This is a genomic window from Bacillus proteolyticus (genome assembly GCF_001884065.1).
Classification (GTDB): domain Bacteria; phylum Bacillota; class Bacilli; order Bacillales; family Bacillaceae_G; genus Bacillus_A; species Bacillus_A proteolyticus.
The window spans coordinates 103,933-123,966 of record NZ_MACH01000157.1; the positions used below are offsets into that span (position 1 = coordinate 103,933).

Annotated in this window: 23 protein-coding genes, 1 riboswitch and 1 other annotated feature; of the genes, 11 read left to right on the plus strand and 12 right to left on the minus strand. The window is 34.6% G+C overall.

All coding sequences use genetic code 11. The features are described 5' to 3' along the window. Positions 1 to 9: 9 nt before the first annotated feature. The 3 genes from BAQ49_RS28705 to BAQ49_RS28715 form a co-directional block, all read right to left on the minus strand. Positions 10 to 1,290, minus strand: a complete 1,281-nt coding sequence (locus BAQ49_RS28705) for a purine/pyrimidine permease (protein ID WP_071748061.1) — start codon at positions 1,288 to 1,290, stop codon at positions 10 to 12. 127 nt (positions 1,291 to 1,417) lie between these two features. Next, the gene (gene cynS / locus BAQ49_RS28710; RefSeq protein ID WP_071748062.1) at positions 1,418 to 1,867 is read right to left on the minus strand and encodes a cyanase; all 450 of its coding nucleotides are present in this window, start codon (positions 1,865 to 1,867) and stop codon (positions 1,418 to 1,420) included. A gap of 31 nt (positions 1,868 to 1,898) precedes the next feature. Beyond that, a complete protein-coding gene (locus BAQ49_RS28715; RefSeq protein WP_071748063.1) occupies positions 1,899 to 2,480 on the minus strand; it encodes a beta-class carbonic anhydrase in 582 nt (193 codons plus the stop codon). 167 nt (positions 2,481 to 2,647) lie between these two features. Here BAQ49_RS28715 and BAQ49_RS28720 point away from each other — a divergent pair, with 167 nt between their 5' ends. Beyond that, positions 2,648 to 3,079 carry an Lrp/AsnC family transcriptional regulator gene (locus BAQ49_RS28720; RefSeq protein WP_071748064.1) on the plus strand — a complete coding sequence of 144 codons (432 nt, stop codon included), beginning with the start codon at positions 2,648 to 2,650 and terminating at the stop codon, positions 3,077 to 3,079. Between the two features lie 261 nt (positions 3,080 to 3,340). On the opposite strand, the gene BAQ49_RS28725 is transcribed toward BAQ49_RS28720, so the two are convergent. The 4 genes from BAQ49_RS28725 to BAQ49_RS28740 all read right to left on the minus strand — a co-directional run bounded on the left by BAQ49_RS28725 (position 3,341) and on the right by BAQ49_RS28740 (position 7,037). After that, a complete protein-coding gene (locus tag BAQ49_RS28725) occupies positions 3,341 to 3,703 on the minus strand; it encodes a hypothetical protein (protein ID WP_071748065.1) in 363 nt (120 codons plus the stop codon). A 319-nt stretch (positions 3,704 to 4,022) separates the two neighbouring features. Further along, positions 4,023 to 4,970 carry a DUF4179 domain-containing protein gene (locus BAQ49_RS28730; protein WP_071748066.1) on the minus strand — a complete coding sequence of 316 codons (948 nt, stop codon included), beginning with the start codon at positions 4,968 to 4,970 and terminating at the stop codon, positions 4,023 to 4,025. A gap of 3 nt (positions 4,971 to 4,973) precedes the next feature. Next, positions 4,974 to 5,504 carry an RNA polymerase sigma factor SigX gene (locus tag BAQ49_RS28735; RefSeq protein ID WP_071748067.1) on the minus strand — a complete coding sequence of 177 codons (531 nt, stop codon included), beginning with the start codon at positions 5,502 to 5,504 and terminating at the stop codon, positions 4,974 to 4,976. A gap of 567 nt (positions 5,505 to 6,071) precedes the next feature. After that, positions 6,072 to 7,037 (minus strand): DUF4822 domain-containing protein, encoded by a 966-nt coding sequence (locus tag BAQ49_RS28740; protein ID WP_071748068.1) that lies wholly within the window; start codon positions 7,035 to 7,037, stop codon positions 6,072 to 6,074. A 394-nt stretch (positions 7,038 to 7,431) separates the two neighbouring features. Between BAQ49_RS28740 and BAQ49_RS28745 the strand changes: the two genes are divergently transcribed. From BAQ49_RS28745 to BAQ49_RS28765, 5 genes are all read left to right on the plus strand, one after another. Next, positions 7,432 to 8,391, plus strand: a complete 960-nt coding sequence (locus BAQ49_RS28745; protein ID WP_071748069.1) for a nuclease-related domain-containing protein — start codon at positions 7,432 to 7,434, stop codon at positions 8,389 to 8,391. 52 nt (positions 8,392 to 8,443) lie between these two features. Further along, positions 8,444 to 8,848 carry a phosphate-starvation-inducible protein PsiE gene (gene psiE, locus BAQ49_RS28750; RefSeq protein ID WP_071748070.1) on the plus strand — a complete coding sequence of 135 codons (405 nt, stop codon included), beginning with the start codon at positions 8,444 to 8,446 and terminating at the stop codon, positions 8,846 to 8,848. A 142-nt stretch (positions 8,849 to 8,990) separates the two neighbouring features. Continuing rightward, entirely contained in the window at positions 8,991 to 9,506 is a 516-nt protein-coding gene (gene speG / locus BAQ49_RS28755) for a spermidine N1-acetyltransferase (RefSeq protein WP_071748071.1), read from the plus strand. A 172-nt stretch (positions 9,507 to 9,678) separates the two neighbouring features. After that, entirely contained in the window at positions 9,679 to 9,888 is a 210-nt protein-coding gene (locus BAQ49_RS28760) for a DUF3955 domain-containing protein (protein ID WP_071748072.1), read from the plus strand. A 133-nt stretch (positions 9,889 to 10,021) separates the two neighbouring features. Further along, positions 10,022 to 10,261: a DUF3947 family protein gene (locus BAQ49_RS28765; RefSeq protein ID WP_071748073.1), complete on the plus strand. Its 240-nt coding sequence runs from the start codon at positions 10,022 to 10,024 to the stop codon at positions 10,259 to 10,261. Between the two features lie 32 nt (positions 10,262 to 10,293). Here the strand turns inward: BAQ49_RS28765 and crcB (BAQ49_RS28770) are convergent, their stop codons facing one another. Beyond that, positions 10,294 to 10,650: a fluoride efflux transporter CrcB gene (gene crcB, locus BAQ49_RS28770; protein ID WP_071748074.1), complete on the minus strand. Its 357-nt coding sequence runs from the start codon at positions 10,648 to 10,650 to the stop codon at positions 10,294 to 10,296. Then, on the minus strand, positions 10,647 to 11,051 hold the full coding sequence (gene crcB, locus BAQ49_RS28775; protein WP_071748075.1) for a fluoride efflux transporter CrcB: 405 nt from the start codon (positions 11,049 to 11,051) through the stop codon (positions 10,647 to 10,649). Before crcB (BAQ49_RS28775) ends, crcB (BAQ49_RS28770) begins: the two co-directional genes overlap by 4 nt. A 54-nt stretch (positions 11,052 to 11,105) precedes the next feature. Next, positions 11,106 to 11,165, minus strand: a riboswitch (Fluoride riboswitch). 298 nt (positions 11,166 to 11,463) lie between these two features. Here crcB (BAQ49_RS28775) and BAQ49_RS28780 point away from each other — a divergent pair. From BAQ49_RS28780 to tyrS, 4 genes are all read left to right on the plus strand, one after another. Further along, positions 11,464 to 12,522: an endonuclease/exonuclease/phosphatase family protein gene (locus tag BAQ49_RS28780; protein ID WP_071748085.1), complete on the plus strand. Its 1,059-nt coding sequence runs from the start codon at positions 11,464 to 11,466 to the stop codon at positions 12,520 to 12,522. A gap of 202 nt (positions 12,523 to 12,724) precedes the next feature. Beyond that, the gene (locus tag BAQ49_RS28785; protein WP_000573650.1) at positions 12,725 to 13,120 is read left to right on the plus strand and encodes an SET domain-containing protein; all 396 of its coding nucleotides are present in this window, start codon (positions 12,725 to 12,727) and stop codon (positions 13,118 to 13,120) included. Positions 13,121 to 13,629: 509 nt separating this feature from the next. Continuing rightward, positions 13,630 to 14,547, plus strand: a complete 918-nt coding sequence (gene murB, locus BAQ49_RS28795; RefSeq protein WP_071748077.1) for a UDP-N-acetylmuramate dehydrogenase — start codon at positions 13,630 to 13,632, stop codon at positions 14,545 to 14,547. 104 nt (positions 14,548 to 14,651) lie between these two features. Then, positions 14,652 to 14,868: a binding site (T-box leader), on the plus strand. Between the two features lie 50 nt (positions 14,869 to 14,918). Beyond that, a complete protein-coding gene (gene tyrS / locus BAQ49_RS28800) occupies positions 14,919 to 16,181 on the plus strand; it encodes a tyrosine--tRNA ligase (protein WP_071748078.1) in 1,263 nt (420 codons plus the stop codon). A 196-nt stretch (positions 16,182 to 16,377) separates the two neighbouring features. On the opposite strand, the gene BAQ49_RS28805 is transcribed toward tyrS, so the two are convergent. The 3 genes from BAQ49_RS28805 to BAQ49_RS28815 all read right to left on the minus strand — a co-directional run bounded on the left by BAQ49_RS28805 (position 16,378) and on the right by BAQ49_RS28815 (position 18,820). Then, complete coding sequence (locus BAQ49_RS28805) at positions 16,378 to 17,556, minus strand: NAD(P)/FAD-dependent oxidoreductase (protein ID WP_071748079.1); 1,179 nt, start codon at positions 17,554 to 17,556, stop codon at positions 16,378 to 16,380. 44 nt (positions 17,557 to 17,600) lie between these two features. Next, positions 17,601 to 18,041, minus strand: coding sequence for a DUF1641 domain-containing protein (locus BAQ49_RS28810; RefSeq protein WP_001115309.1), 441 nt, complete (start codon positions 18,039 to 18,041; stop codon positions 17,601 to 17,603). Positions 18,042 to 18,472: 431 nt separating this feature from the next. Further along, positions 18,473 to 18,820, minus strand: a complete 348-nt coding sequence (locus BAQ49_RS28815; RefSeq protein WP_071748080.1) for a winged helix-turn-helix transcriptional regulator — start codon at positions 18,818 to 18,820, stop codon at positions 18,473 to 18,475. Between the two features lie 374 nt (positions 18,821 to 19,194). Between BAQ49_RS28815 and BAQ49_RS28820 the strand changes: the two genes are divergently transcribed. Then, positions 19,195 to 20,034 (plus strand): MFS transporter (locus BAQ49_RS28820; protein WP_425266562.1); only part of this gene is annotated, 840 nt, incomplete at its 3' end.

A 20,034-nucleotide genomic window follows, 5' to 3' on the forward strand; every position in this document is an offset into this window, starting at 1 on the left:
TCACAAATTTTACTCTTTCCAAAACTGTTCCAATAGAATGACAAGCATGGTACCCACAAGTAATCCATTACTTAAAACATATTGTAAGGAAGAAGGAATTCCGCTAAATGCACTTTCTGGAAGAAACATTATTCCCAAACTGATTAATAATGAAATTCCTAATATAGTTAATCGGCGTTGATTTAATTCTTCACGTAAAATGGATTGAAATGAAATGCCTATTACTTGGACAAATGTTGCTAAAAGTGCAGCATTAGCAATAGGACCTGGTAGCAAGGATATAAAGTTTACAATTGAGGGGATAAAAGAAATACCTGCTAATATAAGACTTGCTATAAGAAACGACTTCACTTTTTTTTGGCCTGTTAGTTGAATAAATCCTGCTGATGCAGGTAATGGTACAATTCCAATTGTAGAGAACAATGACGAGATAATATGTGATATACCTCCGACCCATACACCACGGTTCAGTGTTTGCTTTTCATGTTCTTTAGATAACGGAGCCACTTGTTTTACAGCCGAAATAGCAGCAATTGTATTTGCAACTAAAAGAAAGGTAAATAAAGTCGCAGTTAGAGTCATTCCAATATCGAATCTAGGTGTGCCCCAAGAAAATAGCTCTGGTAACTTAACTAACGGTGTGTGTGAAGGCATATGAGATGATTTTCCTAATACAGCATACAAAAGCCAACCACATGAAATTCCAAGTAACACAGCGTAACTTTTCATCCATCCTTTCCCTTTAATTGATAAGAAAGTAATAAGGGCAAAAACAAAGAGCGCAATAGTAGCCGTTGTATAATCAGGATGAGTTACAGCTCCTTGTAATCCCATCATTCCTTTTAGTAACACACCACTAAGCTGAAGAGATAATATTAAAAGAAAAGTGCCTGTAACCAAAGGTGTAAATAAACGTAGAATTCGATGAACAAGCCCTGTTATACCAAGAACGAAGAGTAATATACCTGCAATAATTAACCCGCCTTCTAAAAGTTGCAACACGTCTTTTGCGCTTTGGCCCTGATGCATAGCTACTTGTCCCAGTATGACAAATATACTTACCCATGAACCGGCTGGACCATCTGCTATGGGATAGCGATGCCCAAACCATGCTTGTATAAATGAACTTACTCCCACGACTAAAAAAGTTCGCTGCATTAATGTTGAGATATCTTCTATTGATAAATAGAAGATGCCACCAATAATTATAGGCAATGCAATTGCATTTGCTAATAAAAACACAAACCACTGTAGAATACTAAAGCTCGTATTAAAGTATTTTTTATTCATATTAGTCTCCTTTGCCGAAAAAGAATCTCATAGTAAAAATCCACCCTTTCTATACAGTTAGATTAAAAAGGATGGATTTTGTAAATCTATAAAATCATTTTAATTATATAGATAGATTTTTAATTAATTACCATGTACGGAACGGTAAGAATTTCCCGTTAAGTGTAATAACGATACGAGGATCGCCACCTTTTGGATCTTCTTGTGTATCCACACCTAGATTGAAGTTAATTGCACTCATTACACCTTCGCCAGCTTTTTCTAAGATTAATTCTCTAAGAGTTGGTGCGTATTGTAACATCATTTCATATAATCGATATAAGATTGGGTCAGTAGGAGGCATTTGCATTACTTGACCTCGAAGTGGAACTACTGTTAATGCCTGAACTACTTCTTCATCTAATTCTAATAGTTTACCAATTTTTTCTGCTTCCGGACGTGTCATTGTAGCTTGTCCTAATAATGCTGTTACAACCCAAGTCTCAGAGTTTTCACTTACTTTTGAAATTTCTTCCCATGTTAAACCTTTTGTGATTTTTGCTTCCATAATTTTTTGCGTAGCTTCTTGTCTATTCATATCTAATAACTTCCCTTCATTTAAGTAATAATTAATTTTTCATACCATGTAATGTTTTATATCCATCAACTACTAAATCTAATTTACCTGTGTGAGGATCAATAACTAAACCATGTACAGGAACATCTTTTGGAATAAGTGGATGATTTCTTACTAAATCAACATTAGCTTGAGTTGAATCGCAGACATCATCGAATCCAAATAACCATTTTTCAAGGTCAACACCAGCATATTCAATTGCTGATAAAATTTCTGGTGAAGCTACTCCGCGATCTAATATTTTTTGAAGTGTTCCTTTTGGATTAGTTTGGTTTGCACCACATCTATGGTGTCCGATAAGATAGATTTCATCTGCATTTAGATCATATACTGATGCTACAACACTTTGCATAACACTATCGAAAGCAGAAGCAATTTTACCACCTGCATTTCTGATAACTTTTGCATCACCATCGTGTATATCTAAAGCTTTTGGAAGTAGCTCAATTAAACGAGCATCCATGCAAGAAACAACAACCATACGTTTTTTAGGCATTTTTGTCGCTTCACAAGGAGCGTATTCCTCATTTTCTACAAATTGTTCATTGAACGATAGGATTTCTTGTAATAACATATTTGTAACCTCCTTTAAATCTAGATGTATTTTTTTGTTGCGTCCTCTATGTTATAGGTGAATATAACTGATAAATAATGTGATGTAAGAGGATAAACTAAGTATAGTGAATTGTATCGATAAGCAGAATAAGCTGGCGAAACACTTTCTGGCTTTCTACTTTCACGGTGAAAGGATTGGTTTATATCATTGATCAAACAGATTTTGAGATACTAAAATTATTAGGAGAAAACTCAAGAATACAATGGAAAGAACTTGGTCAGAAAATACATATGACGGGGCAGGCTGTAGGAAATCGAATTCGAAGGTTAGAGGATTTAGGGATTATTGAGCAATACACAATCGCAATAAACCGAATCAAATTAGGACAAGTAGTGACTGCGTTTGTTACTTTGTTCGTAACAACAGCTAACCATCATGAGTTTATGAATTTCTTTCAAGGAGAAGAAGGGATTTCTGAAGTACATCGTATAAGTGGTGATGGATGTTATTTATTAAAAACACATTTTTCTTCCAATGAAGAGTTGGATAACTTTCTAGGACGACTATTAAAGTACGGGAATTACCGTGTTAACCTATCAATAGGGAAGTTAAAATAAACTTTCTGCAAGTTTATGGTTCTTTTTGCTTGTGGCTAAGACATGGTTCAACAAATAAAAGGAGTATCTCTTATTTAATAAGAGATACTCCTTTTATTTGTTTTTAATAATTATTGATTATTTCACATCTGATTTTTCTTTTTTCATTATTTACTTTTGACTAGTGAAGGGAACTTTTTTAACATCAAAACCCCTGCGCTGCATGCAACAGAGATTCTATTATTACTTATCTGACGGTATGATCCTATTTCATTTTATAGCTTATTTAGAAGAATCATGTGCAGGTTTTGATTTAGTGTCCTCAGGCATTTCAAAGGTTTGATTATGGTTAGATTTCACATCTTCGTTAGGAATTGCTGGCACTGCGTCTTCAGGTGAATTATGGATTGGCGAAGAAGTTGTTGTTCCATCTACACTTGTTGTAACTGATATTGGTTGATTTTGATCAATTTTTGTACCTTTGTCCATCTTTTTTGCGGATTCTTTTTCATTTTTATTTGTTTGTCTCCATTCTATTTTTTTATTCGATTCTAGTTTGTTCGTTTTCATATCTTTTGTATCTACTGCACCACCCGCTAATAATCCTGTACTTAAAAGTGTTCCTGCTAATAATGTTTTAAACATTTTCCATTACCTCCTTGTTTAAGATTACATTTAGCATAAAACGAGTATCTGGAGTTTATTTGGAGTTCATCTAGATTTTATGTAAGTTTTGCATGTAGGGGCACCATACGAAAAAAGAAAATTGTGCGTTTGGACAAAAAGTAGCCGATTCCCTGTATGTTAAGGAACCGGCTACTTTATATACTACCTTTTTATGATTATGAAATTAAAAATGATAGAGTAGAAATCAGGTATGAAATAAATGTAAGTAACACAAGGAAGAATATAAGCATGGTATTGGATACACATCGTTCTATTCTTTTTTTCATTCAAATTTACTTTATTTTTTCAATTTGGTAGGATCAATTTGAAGTTGACCTTTCCAAGAACCAGCTACTTTTCCAATTCTGCTTATATTGATATCTAATGTAAGTGGTTGTTTGAAAGAATTTTTCCCTTCAGGACCTTCGATAAATGTAATGACACCTTCTGGTCTATCCTTAAAACGAATACCCATATGCTTTAATTCTTTACCTGATGCTTTTAGTTCGAATGGTCCACCATTTGCTCCTTGAATAAATGCTAATTGTCCGAAGTACCCATCTTTCTTATACTCTGGGTTTTTTTCTTGTTGACCATTTACTTTGCCGTCATCTTCAAGTTGTAACCCCGTTGTATCAAATTCAAACGGTACTACATTTCCATTTTCTTTTTCAATTTTGTAATGAACGGATATACGTGCATCCGCTACATATAATTCTTTCAGATATACTGTAACACCTTGATCTGTAATCTTTTCATCAAGAGGAATAAATTGCCCTTTTGTAACGTCTCTTCCTTCATCGATAATCGTATCATTTGAAATTGCATTGGAAAAATAAGAGGCAACACCTGTAGCTGCCACTCGAACTTGTGGAATCATGGCTGTTGAAAAAAGCCCTGCTACCGCTACTGCTATATACATGAAACGTTTTGATTTTTTATTCATATTTGTAAATAATCCCTTCTTCTGTTCAGGTTTTTGATTGATATAAGAAACATCTTCTAATTTTGCGCGACTTTCAAATGCTTTCCACGCTTGGTCTACATCAATTTTGATTTCCTTTGATGAATGTACTATTTCTTCCTCTAACATGACATTTTCCCATTGATTTAATTTACTAATTTCTAGTAATAAGTCTTGGCATGCGTTACACGTATCTAAATGTTTTGTGAATTCTTTTCTTGTCTCATAAGGTAATTCCCCATCCATATATGCTTGAATAGATCCCACATCATAACAATTCATTTATTAAGCCTCCTCTAATTGTTTATAAATCTTACGAAACTTTTGTTTGGCTCGGACCAATAATGTTCCAATAGAAGATATGTCGATTTGAAGCACTTCGGCAATTTCCTTATACTGAAAACCAGAAAATTTCATCAATAAAATGGTTCGATCTCGTTCATCCATGTTACGGAGTACCATTTGTACCTTTGTAATTTCTTCTTGTCTAATCCAGTCATCATCTAATGATGAAATATGTTGTACTTCATGATATTGTATGGTTTTATCTACTCTCGCCTGATGTCGTTTTTCAGATCGTAGATATTTATACGCTACATAAGTAGAAGATTTTATTAGCCATCCAGGTAAGTGTTCAATTCTCTTCCAATCGTTGCGATATAGCTGTAAAAAGACTTCTTGGGCTAATTCTTCAGCGATAGTCTGATTTTTGACAATCCATACGATCTGTTTCACAACGTAAACATAGTTTTGTTTAAACAAATCTTCAAATGTCACATCCGAAAAAGGCCTGTCTTCCTTTTTTATTTTTAACATGTCAGTTAAAACCTCACTCTCATTTGATGCCTGTATTATAGAGAACCCGGAATAACGGGTTTTGTGACAAAATTTTTTATTTTTTTATTATGTACGAAAAAAATATTCATCTGTTAAGGTGAAGAAAGGATGGCAGTGTTCGAGTTGTAATAGTGTTTCTGACTATGCACAGAAGTAAGTGTATTTTACAAGATTAAACACGTCTTATTGAAAAGGCGATTAATAATAGTGAGTTGGAAGAGCTTCTGAATGTGCAATTAAGCTCAATCGTGAAAAGGTTACTTCAAGTATTGGAAGTTCTATATACCGGTGAGAGTAAAGGGAGGAAGTATGATTTAACACTTTATCAGTAAGGAAAGTAAAAGGACCATCAATTAATTGATGATCCTTTTACTTTTAGGAATTTATTTTACACCTAAATTTTCTTTTGTTTTTGCAGGTAAATCAGCCTTTCTGTACTTCTTCATAAGGTTTAATTTCTGTGTCTGGTATATCTGTTTTCTTTTCGTCCTCTTGCTTAATAAGAAAAATCCTGCAGCTCAGTACAGGATTTTTAATCCAACTTTATTAAAAACTAAATTGTGGTTTAACATCACCTTTATAAGGTTCATGTTCAACAAATATCGTTATGTCCTTACCAGCTTGGTCTTTACCAGTTCTTTTATACGTAAATTTATTATTATTCAGTTCGGTAAGTTCAAGAGCGGCACCATATTTGTTATTACCAATTGATACATGAGCTCTTATTTTATTTTCATGTAAAACATCGAAATAGCCATAGTCACCGCGGCTTTGACCTGTTTCACTATTGAAGAACTCATATTTATTAGACTTGTCATCGAATTTTGCTAGACTTATAAAATTTGAATTAAATTGTGTTACATCATTACCAGCCTCATCTAATACCTTTGTTCCATGCCAAAGGGTTCCACCTAAAATTTTATCTCCGTCAACGTTTTTCACGATATCGCCTGTAGTAGAGTTCAATTGCTTGTCCGGATCCGTGAAAGAAAGTTCTTTTTCTTTATATGGAACATGTTCAACGAAAACTTCTACATCTTTACCGTTAGCATTTTTCCCCATTCGTTTATACGTAAATACATTTTTATTTAGCTTTGTCATGTCAACAACAGCTTGATACTTCATTGATTCTGAAATTAATATTCTCTTCTTCCCATCATTTGTGACAAAGAAAGTTCCTTTATCGCCACGACTTGCACCTGTCTTAGCATCAAAGAATTCATATCTGCCGGACTTTGCATCATATTTCGCAAGGCCAATGAAGTTTGCATTCTCTTTTGTTAAGTCATTCTTATCTTTGTCATACACTCTTGTACCTTGCCAATTTGTATCGCTAAGAAGGTTAGCCATTTTTTGGCCTTTCGTTAACTTATTTTCCTTTTTTGTCTCTTTAGCAGTTTGTTCTTGTTTTTGTTTACTATGATTTTCTTCGGCTTTAGTATCAGTGCAACCTGTTAATGCTAATGTGAATCCGAGCAGTATGGATGATAGTGCTTTCGTTTTTTTGTTCATTTTGTATCGTCTCCTCATTTTATGAATTTAAGTAGTACGGTTTGCGATTATAGTAATAGTTTGTCTTTCTGAAAGTAGTTACTACGTTTATTATGTTAATAGCCGAGTATAAACTACCGCTAAATAAATCATTAAAAAAAGATAAACTAATTCCTAAAATTTTTTCATATTTATAAAAAGGAATTTTACATGCGGTGAATGTTACTCTTTCATTTTGAAAATGCCATAATCAAATGGGGGGATTAACATTATGATTACAGTGCGATTTTTGATGTGATGCTATACTGTGTATAGGCTTTTGATGTGTGTATCGTTTTTTGTCGGTAAGTCGATATATTTCGAAAATCGCTGATATATTTGGAGTTGCGCTGATATATTTTGGAGGGGGATAAAAATGATTGTGAAAGAGCGGAAAATGCCCGTATATTTGCTTCAGTTAGACGCTCTCCTTAGAAGATTGCCTATCCATCATCCAAAAAGGAATATGGTGGCTGAAAATCTAGCAAAATTTATGGCTGGTTATAAAGGAGAGCAGGCGATTGAATATCCGCTTAGTTTCTTATCTGAAACAGAATACAGTATTTTACATGATATTAGGTTGTTTGATCAGAAACATTATTTCCAAATTGATACCCTCATAGTTTCCTCACGTTTTCTTCTTTTTCTTGAAATAAAAAATATTATTGGTACATTAATCTTTGATGCAAAGTTTAATCAGCTCATTCGAATAGCAGATGGTACTTCGGAAGAAGGTTTCCCAGATCCGATTTTACAACTGAAGCGGCAAGAGATACAGTTGAGAAAATGGCTGAGTTTGCATGGCTTATATAATATCCCGATGGAATCCCTCGTTGTAATTAGTTCACCTCGTACAATTATTAAAACTTCAGATGAAATACTTCCTAGTAAAATTATCCACGGTGCAAATTTACCTAATAGAATCAAACAAATTGAAAATCAATATAAAGAAGAAGCAATTGGTAATACAAAAGGACTTATAAATCAAATTATGAATGAGAACTTTCCACAGCGACAAAATATTCTTGCACAATATAAAATTAAAAAAGAGGAATTGCTCAGGGGAGTACAGTGTGAGGAATGTTTTACAATGGCAATGTTAGAAGAAAAACAGGGATGGCGTTGCTCAAACTGTAATAGTACGTCTAAACATGCTCATTTACGTGCTTTACAAGATTACACACTTCTGATTGACATGATAACTACTAATAGCAAATTGAGGGACTTTCTTAATATGCAATCTAGCTCTGCGGTTAAAAGACTCCTCCAAACAATGAATATCCCCTACACCGGGGAAAACAAAGGACGAATATATGATTTAACTTCTTTCCAATGATAATTTTGCTATAATAAATAGGTACTTATATGAAGGGGAGTTTAAAGAGAAAATGAAGTCATTTAATATCGATCATGTTATAGCTAGTGTTTTGCAATGGATATTAAATATAGCTTTAATTATATTATCCATTGTGTTATCGATCTTTTTAATTAACGAGACGATTACTTTTATTCAATACATATTTTCGGCGAAGAAGTATACATCTTATAAATTAGTGGAAAGTATTATTGTCTATTTCTTATACTTTGAGTTCATCGCATTAATTATTAAATATTTTAAATCGAATTATCATTTTCCGTTACGCTATTTTATTTATATCGGGATTACGGCTTTAATTCGATTGATTATCGTGTCACATGATGAACCGTTTGAGACGTTATTATATGCAGGTTCCATTCTTGTTTTAGTTATTGCTTTATACATATCAAATTTGAGAGATTTGAGAAAAGAGTAGCGGTGCAGATATAAGTTTGCACTGCTTTTTTATGCCTTGACCTTCAAGTTACTTGAAAGTTTACAATGTAAATAGGGCGTTTGAAATTGAAAAAAATTGAGAAATTAAGTGAAGAGGTTTCTTTTACTTGGAGGTTATAGGAATGCATAAGGAATTGAAATTACGTCCATTAGAACGAGAAGATTTAAAGTTTGTACACGAACTTAATAATAACGCGCATATTATGTCGTATTGGTTTGAAGAGCCGTATGAGGCCTTTGTGGAGCTACAGGATTTATATGATAAACATATACATGATCAAAGCGAGCGCCGATTTATCGTTGAGAAAGATAATGAGATGGTTGGATTGGTCGAATTAGTAGAAATCGATTATATTCACCGTAGAACTGAATTCCAAATTATTATTGATCCGAGTTACCAAGGTTACGGTTATGCAGCTGATGCAACGCGTTTAGCGATGGATTACGCTTTTTCCGTATTAAATATGCATAAAATATATTTAGTTGTCGATAAAGAGAATGAAAAAGCTGTACACGTTTATAAAAAAGTCGGATTTATAGTGGAAGGTGAGCTTCAAGATGAGTTCTTCGTTGATGGCAACTACCATAATGCGATAAGAATGTGTATGTTTCAAAAAGAATATTTTAGATCGAAATAATGGAGTGAAGAGGCTATAGACAATGATTGTCTATAGCCGTTTTGTTATATAAATCAACAACTTTTTATTGTAAAACAATAAAAAGTTGTTGATTTATAATGTGGTGGGGCTTATTATGATGGTAGTCGAAGGAATATGAAAAATTAATTGTGAAGTTAAAGGAGAGTATATTATGAAAAATAAATATTTATTAGCTATCGTACTAATATCGTTAGGAGTTACTTGTTTATTAATACAAGGTGCAACTAGTAAAGTGGAGGAAAATGGCTTGCTTGTAGAACCGTTCTTTTTCCTAGTACCAATAAGTTATTTACTGTTCTTTAGTGGTATTGGTGTGTCGCTATTTGGATTTGTTACTTCAAAGTTGAAAAAACAGCAATAGATAAAGTGAAACTTTAATCAGTGGGGGTTTTGTTCATTCCCAACTGATTATTAGCTTTCACCAAGCGAGATAAAACACTTACTATGAAATAGAAACATACGATATGGAAGAAAAATAAAAAGTGAGCTGAATAATGATGAACCATTATTTTTACACTGGAAGGCAAGTAGGTCCAGCTATTACATTGGCCGGGGCACAGATGACAATTCAGGCAGTGCATCAGGCTATTCAAATGCAACAACAAGCACAAGTAGCGCAAATGATGCAGAATCAGTATATGTCGTATTCACAGCTTCCTGTGCAAAGTATACATTATGATGTGTATCCAGCTGGTTTATCTTCAATTCCATATGGGGCAACATACTTTTTATGAAAGAAAGCGACCGATAAGAGTCGCTTTCTTTTTTATATTCCGCCTAATTTCATCCCAAGGAATGCGAATGTGATACCGATTATATAAGTAGCACTTAAGTATAGGAGTAGTATGCCGAATTTTTTATGATTAAAAAGCTGAACAGATTCTAATTTAAACGTTGAAAATGTAGTGAAGGCCCCCATAAATCCTGTGCCTAATAATAGTTGCCAGCTTGTAGTTATCCCTGTTCCAATTATATATCCGAGTAAGAATGCTCCTGTTATATTAATGAGGAATGTAGCAATTGGAAATGAAGTTTTATTTCTTTCTTTAAACCAATTACTAATTGTAAATCGTGTAATAGCACCGAAGAACCCTCCTGTTGCTACTAATAAAGCATTAATCATGATAGTTCACCTTCCTCAAGGTGTTTTTGTAGTAAAAAATCTCCAAGTTTATAGCTAAGTCCAGACATAATTAGACCGCCTAGCATACTGCATGATACATATAAAAATGCGGTACCAAAATGTGAATGATTAATTAACTGTATAGTTTCGACGCTGAATGTTGAAAAGGTCGTAAATGAACCGATAAACCCTGTTCCAATCCCTGTAATAATTTCAGAAGATAAGACGTTTAACCGGGCGATATAGGTGGTCAATAAAGCGAGTAAGAAACAGCCAATTAAGTTAATCGTTAATGTAGCAAGTGGTAATGAATGATGCCAAAGTGTATCAATAGTAAAACCTAAATAATAACGGGAAAGAGCTCCTAATATACCGGCTATGCCAACAATAATATATTTCAATTTCTTCACCTCTCTAATAGTTTACTCAAAAAAAATAGACTCCTACCAGTAGTCGTACTGGTAGGAGTCATTAGCTACATAGCAGTTATGGCGAACTCCATCGCCTATAAGTTCTATTTACAGTGTACTAAATATTATTTTGGATTACCAATAAATATGTTAATGAAAAGTTCAGAAAGTAGGATTTGTTATATTCTCCGAAAGTGTAATTACGTTACAGTCGTGCCTTCTTAAATGCTATGATTGAATTTCAAAATAATTGCAGTGAGGGATATATCGATTATTTGTTAGCTAAATATAATGATATGAAGTTTTCTTTATGGTAAAATATTTCTTGTGTCTTTAATCTATCTTTATTTAACTGAAAATACAGAAAAGTGAAACGTTATTTAACGAAAAGGGGTCATGTATGTTGAAGAAATTTTTAAAAATAGTATTAATATTTATTTTAATAATAGCTGGTATTCTAGGTGGATTTTTAGCTTATATGACACTTACAAAAGAACAGCCAGCAAATGTTTTAGACGTAAAGGTTGAAAACAATAAAGAGCGTGTACTGCAGCCAGGAAATGAATTTAAAGTTACAACATTTAATATTGGATACGCTGGATTAGATAAGGACCAAGACTTCTTTATGGACGGAGGAAAGGGTTCTGGTTCGAGTAGTAAAGAACAGACTGAAGTAAACTTAAAGAAGATGCTTTCATTTTTACAAAATGAGAATAGTGATTTTGCGTTACTGCAAGAAGTTGATATAAAATCCCACCGATCATTTGATGTAAATGAACATGAGTTTTTGAAAAAAGGATTACCTGATTATGCTTCGTCATTTGGGAAGAATTACGATACTAAGTGGGTTCCTGTCCCAGTCACAAAGCCGATGGGATATGCTGAGGGCGGATTAAGTACATTTTCTAAATATACAGTTCAAACAGCAACGCGGTTCCAACTACCAGGAATGGAGCCTTGGCCGAAGCGTTTATTCGATTTAGATCGTGCGATTGTTGAACATAAAATCCCTGTTGATAATGGGAAGTATGTTAGGCTCGTAAACATACATTTATCTGCTTATGATGAGGGCGGCAAAATTAGAAAGCAACAAGCAGAGTATTTAAAAGAATATATGAACAAGTGTTATCAAAACGGTGATTACGTAATATTAGGTGGAGATTGGAACCAGTTACTTTCTAATATCCAACTAAGTAATCCTAAGTTTGTGAAAGAGCGTCCGGAATGGCTAGTAGAGTTACCGAAGGGCTTCGCAGATGGAGGATTCCAATGGGCTGTAGATCCATCTGTTATGACGGTAAGGGATGATGTGAAGAAATATGTGGAAGGTGAAAACTTTGTCACTATTATTGATGGCTTTATCGTTTCGCCGAATGTTGAAATTGTAAATGTACAAGGGAAAGACTTAAAGTTTGAAAACAGTGATCATAACCCAGTTAGTGCGGTATTTAAGTTGAAGTAATTGATACGTGGGGCTTCATAGAATATCTTCTAACGGGTGAAGTTGCCGTTATAAGATATTCTAGAAAAATAATATCACCTAAGAAGAGCACAAATAATGTGCTCTTTTTATACTTGGTAGGAATTTAATTGCTTTTCTCCGCGTTTTCTGCCAAGCTTAAGGAGAAAAATACTTCAAAGAAAGAATTATATAGGTGACGCATATGATCGAAGTTAAGACTTCTGAACTTAGTGATGGAGAATTTAATAGAGGGGTATTTGCAACTCGTGATATTAAAAAGGGTGAGTTGATTCACTCAGCACCAGTTATCTCTTATCCGAATGAACAGCATGAACACATTGAGAAAACGTTACTTGCTGACTACGCATTTGAGTATGGGGTAAATCATACGGCATTCCTGTTAGGATACGGCATGTTATTTAATCATGCATATAATCCGAATGCAACGTATGATATTGTCTTTGAGAATCATACGTTTAACTTCTTTGCTTATAAGGATATAAAAGCGGGAGAAGAAATTTTAATCAATTATAATGGTGAAGTGGATGACGATGAGCTATTATGGTTTGATAAGGAAAAAGAAGAGAACGAAAAATAAATTAAAGAGTATAAAAAGAGCACATTCTGTTGGATGTGCTCTTTTGTATGAAATAAAAGGTATCGCGGATTATCTAATAAGTGAAAGGAAGGTGGACGAGATAAAATTAGTTAAAAAGGAAATGAAGGGGCTGCTCTTACGTATGTAAGAGCAGCTTTTTGGTAAAGAAAATAAAGTAAAGATTACAAAAAAATACCACTTTATTTTAGTGTGGTATAGTAAGATATTGAAGGATATTAATTTGTAAAACCTATATATTTTACAAATTGTTGTCTATATGGTTACATGTCGAGTTTAGTAGCCCATTTGGGTTGCTTTATTATGCGATATATATTTTAATATGAGTGGCACCTCTTATAATTTAAGAGGTTTATAGGTGTCTCGAATTGATTTTAGGTACACTGTATCCACCACTTTAGCTTCTGATTTGTATTGTATTTTTTATGTGGGGATATTATGGGCCCGTTGCTAGCGGGATAAAAAGATTATAGAAATAGAGGAATCGTAAAATGAATATGCAAGAGGTTTATAAATATTTAAGTACGGTATTGCCTGAAGGTCATGTAAAGAAAGATGAAATGCTAAAAGATCATACGCACATTAAAGTGGGTGGGAAAGCAGATGTATTTGTTGCGCCTACTAATTATGATGAGATTCAAGAAGTGATAAAGTATGCTAACCAATATAATATTCCAGTTACGTTTTTAGGAAACGGATCGAATGTTATTATTAAAGACGGTGGTCTTCGCGGGATCACAGTAAGTTTAATTCATATTACAGGTGTTACTGTAACAGGAACGACGATTGTAGCTGGGTGTGGTGCAGCAATTATTGATGTGTCACGAATTGCGTTAGAACATGCTCTAACAGGACTTGAGTTTGCTTGTGGTATTCCAGGTTCAGTTGGTGGAGCGTTATATATGAATGCTGGTGCATATGGCGGTGAAGTAGCTTATGTATTAACAGAAGCAGTTGTAATGACAGGTGATGGAGAGCTATGCACTTTAACGAAAGACGAATTTGAATTTGGATATCGTAAGAGTGTGTTTGCGAACAATCATTATATTATTCTTGAAGCGAAGTTTGAACTTGAAGAAGGTGTACGTGAAGAGATTAAGGAAAAAATGGATGATTTAACGTTTAAGCGTGAATCAAAACAACCGTTAGAATATCCTTCATGTGGTAGTGTATTTAAGCGTCCACCAAATAATTTTGCAGGTAAGCTTATTCAAGAATCAGGACTGCAAGGTAAGCGAATTGGCGGAGTGGAAGTTTCTTTAAAACACGCTGGATTTATGGTGAATGTTGATAACGGAACTGCACAAGATTATATCGATTTAATTCATTTCGTACAAAAAACAGTTGAAGAGAAATTCGATGTGAAATTAGAGCGAGAAGTAAGGATTATTGGAGAAGATCTACAATAATCTTTGAATAAAAAGCGTATAAAGTATGAATTATTTCGAAATAACATTTGGGTATTGTTGACATTTTGTTTTCAATTCAATATAATGGCTAATAATTTAACAAATAATATACGTTGAAAGAGCCCAGTAGCAGTTTGTCACTGTTATCAAAGAGAGCTAGGGGTTGCTGGAACCTAGCACAAACAAATTTGCGAATTACACTCTGGAGTATCTTAGGTAATGCTAAGCGGATTGGCAATCGATATTATTGCTAAGAGTGGTATGAGTAGCTATGCTATTTATACAAACTGGGTGGTAACACGGTGAATAATCGTCCCTATGTCATAGACATAGGGATTTTTTGTTTTAAAAAATAAAGGGGATGACAAAAGATGAATATTATTGATGAATTAGAATGGCGCGGCGCTGTGAATCAACAGACAGATGAAGAAGGTTTACGTAAACTAGTAGAAGAGAAAAAGATTTCACTATACTGCGGAGTGGATCCGACTGGTGATAGTATGCATATCGGACATTTGATTCCGTTTATGATGATGAAGAGATTCCAATTAGCTGGTCATCATCCTGTTATTTTAATTGGCGGGGCAACAGGAACAATTGGTGACCCGAGTGGACGTCAATCAGAACGTCAACTTCAAACGTTAGAAGTAGTTCAGCATAATGTGGATGCGCTAACAGCACAAATGAAAAAGCTATTTGATTTCGGCGGCAATAGCGAAGTGAAGATGGTAAATAACTATGACTGGACACATGAGATAAACATTATCGAATTTTTGCGTGATTACGGCAAAAACTTTAGCATAAATAGCATGTTAGCAAAAGATATTGTAGCAAGTCGTTTAGACACTGGAATTTCTTTCACAGAGTTCACGTACCAAATCTTGCAAGCAATGGATTTCCATCATTTATACACAAAAGAAGATGTTCAACTGCAAATTGGTGGTAGTGACCAATGGGGAAATATTACGAGTGGTTTAGATTTAATTCGTAAGTTAGAAGGTCATGAAGCGAAAGTATTTGGATTAACAATTCCATTATTATTAAAATCAGATGGTACGAAGTTTGGTAAATCAGCAGGTGATGCGGTTTGGCTTGATCCGGAAAAAACAACACCATTTGAATTTTACCAGTTCTGGGTGAATACAGATGACCGTGATGTAATTAAATACTTGAAATACTTTACGTTCTTACAGAAAGAGCGAATTGATGAATTGGCAGCGAAGGTAGAAACTGAGCCGCATAAACGTGAAGCGCAAAAAGTATTAGCGGAAGAAATGACGAAATTCGTTCATGGAGAAGAGGCATTTTCGCAAGCAGTGAAAATTACAGCAGCGTTATTTAGCGGAGATATTAAATCGTTAACAGCTGATGAAATTGAGCAAGGCTTTAAAGAGATGCCGACATTTGAGTCTTCAAAAGAGACGAAAAATATCGTAGAGTGGCTAGTTGATTTAGGGATTGAACCATCTAGAAGACAAGCACGTGAAGACATTAATAATGGAGCTATATCTATGAATGGTGAAAAAGTAACGGATGTAGCTACGGATGTTACTGTAGAAAATTCATTTGATGGAAGATTTATTATTATTCGTAAAGGGAAGAAGAACTACAGCTTAGTGAAATTAGGAGAATAGTTCTTGTGAAAGAGTGGAAGTAGGGAAGATATCTACTTCCGCTCTTTTCATATACACAATTTCGACATAAAAAAGTCAGTATATTTTGATAATTGAAGAGGGTTATATGATTCTTCTGCCGAATAAATAAATTAGAGAAAATTACGGATAAAAATAGCCCGAACCATGCAGGGCATGATTCGGGCTTATATTCAGATTAGTAAGCTAAGCTGAATAGACCTTTAATGTGTGATAAGTAACGAACGTTACTTGCTTCTTTCATTAATGATGCTGGTAAGCCTTTAAGTGGAGTATTGCTTGCTCCAATTGTAGCAACAGCATCTTTACGTCCTAGACTAGCAAGTGTTCCAGAGTTTACAGGTGCGAACTCTTCGAATGCTTTGCCTTCTAGTGCTGCGTATAAGTTGTATCCAATTAACTCACCCATTTGCCAAGCGATCTGTGCAGTTGGTGGGTATGGACGACCGTCTTCAGCAAAGACAACAGCGCTGTCTCCAGCAACGAATACGTCTTTGTGAGAAGTAGATTGTAGGTATGCATCAACTGTTGCACGGCCACGGTTTACTTCAAGACCTGATTCACCGATTAGTGGGTTACCTTGTACGCCGCCTGTCCAAACGAATGTGTTAGCAACAAGTTTTTGACCGTCTTTTAAGTCGATTTCATTGCCAGCAACGTTTGTTACAGGAAGACCTGTTAAGAATGTAACACCGCGTGCTTCTAGGCTAGTAGTTGCACGTTCGATTAAGTGGTCTGGTAATACTGGAAGGATTTTTGGACCTGCTTCAACAAGAAGAAGTTTAACTTCTTTTGGATTTACGCCATGGCTTTTTGCAAGTTTAGGCATAATGTCAGCAAGCTCACCAACTAGCTCAACACCAGTTAATCCGCCACCACCGATTACGATTGTAGCATCAGCTTCGTTTTTCGTTTTAGCGTATTCACGAATACGGTCTTCAACGTGTTTGTAAATTTTGTTTGCATCAGCAGCAGATTTTAATACCATGCTGTTTTCTTCTAGTCCTGGAATACCGAAGTAAGCAGTTTTACTTCCTAAAGCAACTACAAGTGCATCGTAAGATAAAGTAGTGCCGCCAGCTAGTTTGATTTCTTTGCTATCAACTGAGAATGACTCAACTGTTGCAATTTTAAGATCGATATCTTTACCTTTGAAAAGCTTTGTAAGTGGCATTGCAATTGCTTGCTCAGCAACGTTACCAGCTGCAAGGCGGTGTAGTTCAGTGATGATTTGGTGTGTTGGGTATTGGTTAATCACTGTAACTTGTGCTTCTGATTTGCTGTAATATTTACGTACGTTTAAAGCGGCAAGAAGACCGCCATAACCAGCGCCTAAGATGACAATTTGTTTTGACATAGTATGATATCCCCCGTCTTTACTAATTGTTGTTATAAGTTAAATTATTTATTGTTACGTTCTGCACTAATTTGAAGATATGCGTTCACAAAGCGGAACATTTTTTGTGCTTGTGGATCTTTTAGTAATTTTAACAGACCGAATAGGCCGATAACTTCGTTGCTTTCGTCAGCACGATCTTTCGCTTCGATTGCAGTTGCAGCCATGCTTTTCACTGTATCTTTTACAGGTTCTACAAGCTCTGTAATTGCACCAACAGTGTCGCTTTTTAATACTTCATCAGTAGCAACAGTTTGAGCGAAGTCATAAGACTTAGTTAAAATGTTAACAAGCTCAGTTAATTTTGGAAGCTGTTCCACTAGTGTTGTTAATGATTCTTGTACCTCAGGTTTTAACAACTGATCAAGTACATCAAGTTGTCCTTGGCTAGCAGAAATTTGTACAGTTTCTTGTTCTGGCTTTGTTTGAGTCATAGTTTCTGGCATCTCCAATTCTCCTTTACGATAGCAATACTCTTATTTTTTATAAGTAAGATAGTAAACGTTTACGAAACTTTATACAAAGTTTCACAAAACACAATAAAATGCCTTTAAATTTATGATAGCAAGTAAGCTGAAATCATAAATCTAAAACCATAATGTCTTACCTATTATTTATGAACTGTCCGATACATGGCTTGTCCGCATAATGGAAAAGGTCCGTTACCGGAAAGTGTATATAATATATATCCTATATTATATACTATATACACCTATGTTAACATAAAAATGATTCCTAATTATTTGATATTGAGTGTATAACGTAGTATTGACAAGGCGTGAAAGCGCATAAATTATTTTGTTAAAGCTAGAAATGTACATATATATAAAGAAAAAAAGGAAAAAACGGACAAATTTATGTTCATTTTTTCCTTTTTTTATTGTTCACCTTCTGCAATTAGCATCGATGTATTACCTTCTTTTTCAAGATGGCATTCGCCCCAAGTACAAAGAGAGTCAAGAATTGATTCTAAAGACCAACCGTAATCGGTAAGGGAATATTCTACTTTCGGTGGGACTTGATTATATACTTTTCTTTGAATGACTCCATCGTCCTCTAATTCACGTAATTGCTGAGTTAACATTTTTTGTGTAATACCAGGCATTAAACGTTTTAGTTCACTCGTTCTTTTTGTACCTTTTGTTAGATGACAAAGGATAACAACCTTCCATTTTCCGCCGATAACCTCTAAAGTCGCCTCTACAGGAATATTGTATTTCTTCATATGAAACCCTCCTTTTGTGAGTAAAGTTAGTTAAATAATACAAATGTTACTTTTTAGTACCTATAGCACTTTAAAGTACGTACTTTTTATTATGTTAAATATGTTTCATAATAGCACATGTAAGAGGCAAATGAGTAGTACGGTACTTAAAAGTGACTATGTTACTTTTTGGTGCCTATCGTACTTTAAAGTGCGTTCTTCAAAAAAAGAATGAAACCATTCATAATAGCATTTGTAAGTATGAAATATATGTTTTAGAAGGTAAAAGGGGCCCTTTTATCATACTATTATGATTGGATTTCTTGTAATAAGGAGGAATTCAATTGAGTTCATATACAGTACCATCTTCGGAAGTTCAGACGGACCGAAGAAGTATGTTTGCTTTATTAGCACTAGCAATTAGTGCGTTTGGGATTGGGACAACCGAGTTTATTAGTGTCGGTTTATTACCTTCCATTTCAAAAGATTTAAATGTTTCGGTTACCACAGCTGGTTTAACGGTTTCTTTATATGCGTTAGGGGCAGCGGTAGGAGCTCCTGTCTTAACAGCGTTAACGGCTAGTATGTCGAGAAAGACATTATTAATGTGGATTATGGTTATTTTCATTATTGGTAATGGCATTGCGGCAGTAGCAACAAGCTTCACTATATTAATTATTGCAAGGATTGTAGCTGCGTTTGCACATGGTGTGTTTATGTCGATAGGATCTACAATTGCGGCTGCGATTGTACCAGAGAATAAACGTGCTAGTGCAATTGCGATTATGTTTACTGGATTAACAGTTGCGACTATTACAGGTGTGCCAATTGGCACGTTTATTGGTCAACAATTTGGCTGGAGAGCGTCATTTATGGCGATTGTTGTAATTGGAATTATTGCTTTTATCGCAAACAGCATACTAGTCCCATCTAATTTAAAAAATGGTGTACCTGTATCGTTTCGTGATCAATTCAAACTAATTAAAAATGGAAGACTGTTACTTGTATTCATTATTACTGCACTTGGATATGGTGGAACATTCGTAACATTTACGTATTTATCACCGCTATTACAAGAAGTAACAGGTTTTGAAGCAAGTACCGTTACCATCATTTTATTAGTGTATGGAATCGCCATTGCGATAGGGAATATGGTCGGCGGAAAATTATCGAATCATAATCCAATTCGAGCGCTATTTTACATGTTCTTTATTCAAGCGATTATATTATTTGTT

Bases quoted from the DNA above. Each gene is read 5' to 3' on its own strand.
- speG (WP_071748071.1), top strand. From the start codon at position 8,991: ATGCATAAGGAATTGAAATTACGTCCATTAGAACGAGAAGATTTAAAG.
- BAQ49_RS28760 (WP_071748072.1), top strand. From the start codon at position 9,679: ATGAAAAATAAATATTTATTAGCTATCGTACTAATATCGTTAGGAGTT.
- BAQ49_RS28715 (WP_071748063.1), bottom strand. From the start codon at position 2,480: ATGTTATTACAAGAAATCCTATCGTTCAATGAACAATTTGTAGAAAAT.
- cynS (WP_071748062.1), bottom strand. From the start codon at position 1,867: ATGAATAGACAAGAAGCTACGCAAAAAATTATGGAAGCAAAAATCACA.
- BAQ49_RS28810 (WP_001115309.1), bottom strand. From the start codon at position 18,041: ATGCCAGAAACTATGACTCAAACAAAGCCAGAACAAGAAACTGTACAA.
- crcB (WP_071748074.1), bottom strand. From the start codon at position 10,650: ATGATTAATGCTTTATTAGTAGCAACAGGAGGGTTCTTCGGTGCTATT.
- psiE (WP_071748070.1), top strand. From the start codon at position 8,444: ATGAAGTCATTTAATATCGATCATGTTATAGCTAGTGTTTTGCAATGG.
- tyrS (WP_071748078.1), top strand. From the start codon at position 14,919: ATGAATATTATTGATGAATTAGAATGGCGCGGCGCTGTGAATCAACAG.
- BAQ49_RS28805 (WP_071748079.1), bottom strand. From the start codon at position 17,556: ATGTCAAAACAAATTGTCATCTTAGGCGCTGGTTATGGCGGTCTTCTT.
- BAQ49_RS28785 (WP_000573650.1), top strand. From the start codon at position 12,725: ATGATCGAAGTTAAGACTTCTGAACTTAGTGATGGAGAATTTAATAGA.
- BAQ49_RS28745 (WP_071748069.1), top strand. From the start codon at position 7,432: ATGATTGTGAAAGAGCGGAAAATGCCCGTATATTTGCTTCAGTTAGAC.
- BAQ49_RS28725 (WP_071748065.1), bottom strand. From the start codon at position 3,703: ATGTTTAAAACATTATTAGCAGGAACACTTTTAAGTACAGGATTATTA.
- BAQ49_RS28735 (WP_071748067.1), bottom strand. From the start codon at position 5,504: ATGTTAAAAATAAAAAAGGAAGACAGGCCTTTTTCGGATGTGACATTT.
- BAQ49_RS28740 (WP_071748068.1), bottom strand. From the start codon at position 7,037: ATGAACAAAAAAACGAAAGCACTATCATCCATACTGCTCGGATTCACA.
- murB (WP_071748077.1), top strand. From the start codon at position 13,630: ATGAATATGCAAGAGGTTTATAAATATTTAAGTACGGTATTGCCTGAA.
- BAQ49_RS28815 (WP_071748080.1), bottom strand. From the start codon at position 18,820: ATGAAGAAATACAATATTCCTGTAGAGGCGACTTTAGAGGTTATCGGC.
- BAQ49_RS28765 (WP_071748073.1), top strand. From the start codon at position 10,022: ATGATGAACCATTATTTTTACACTGGAAGGCAAGTAGGTCCAGCTATT.
- BAQ49_RS28730 (WP_071748066.1), bottom strand. From the start codon at position 4,970: ATGAATTGTTATGATGTGGGATCTATTCAAGCATATATGGATGGGGAA.
- BAQ49_RS28705 (WP_071748061.1), bottom strand. From the start codon at position 1,290: ATGAATAAAAAATACTTTAATACGAGCTTTAGTATTCTACAGTGGTTT.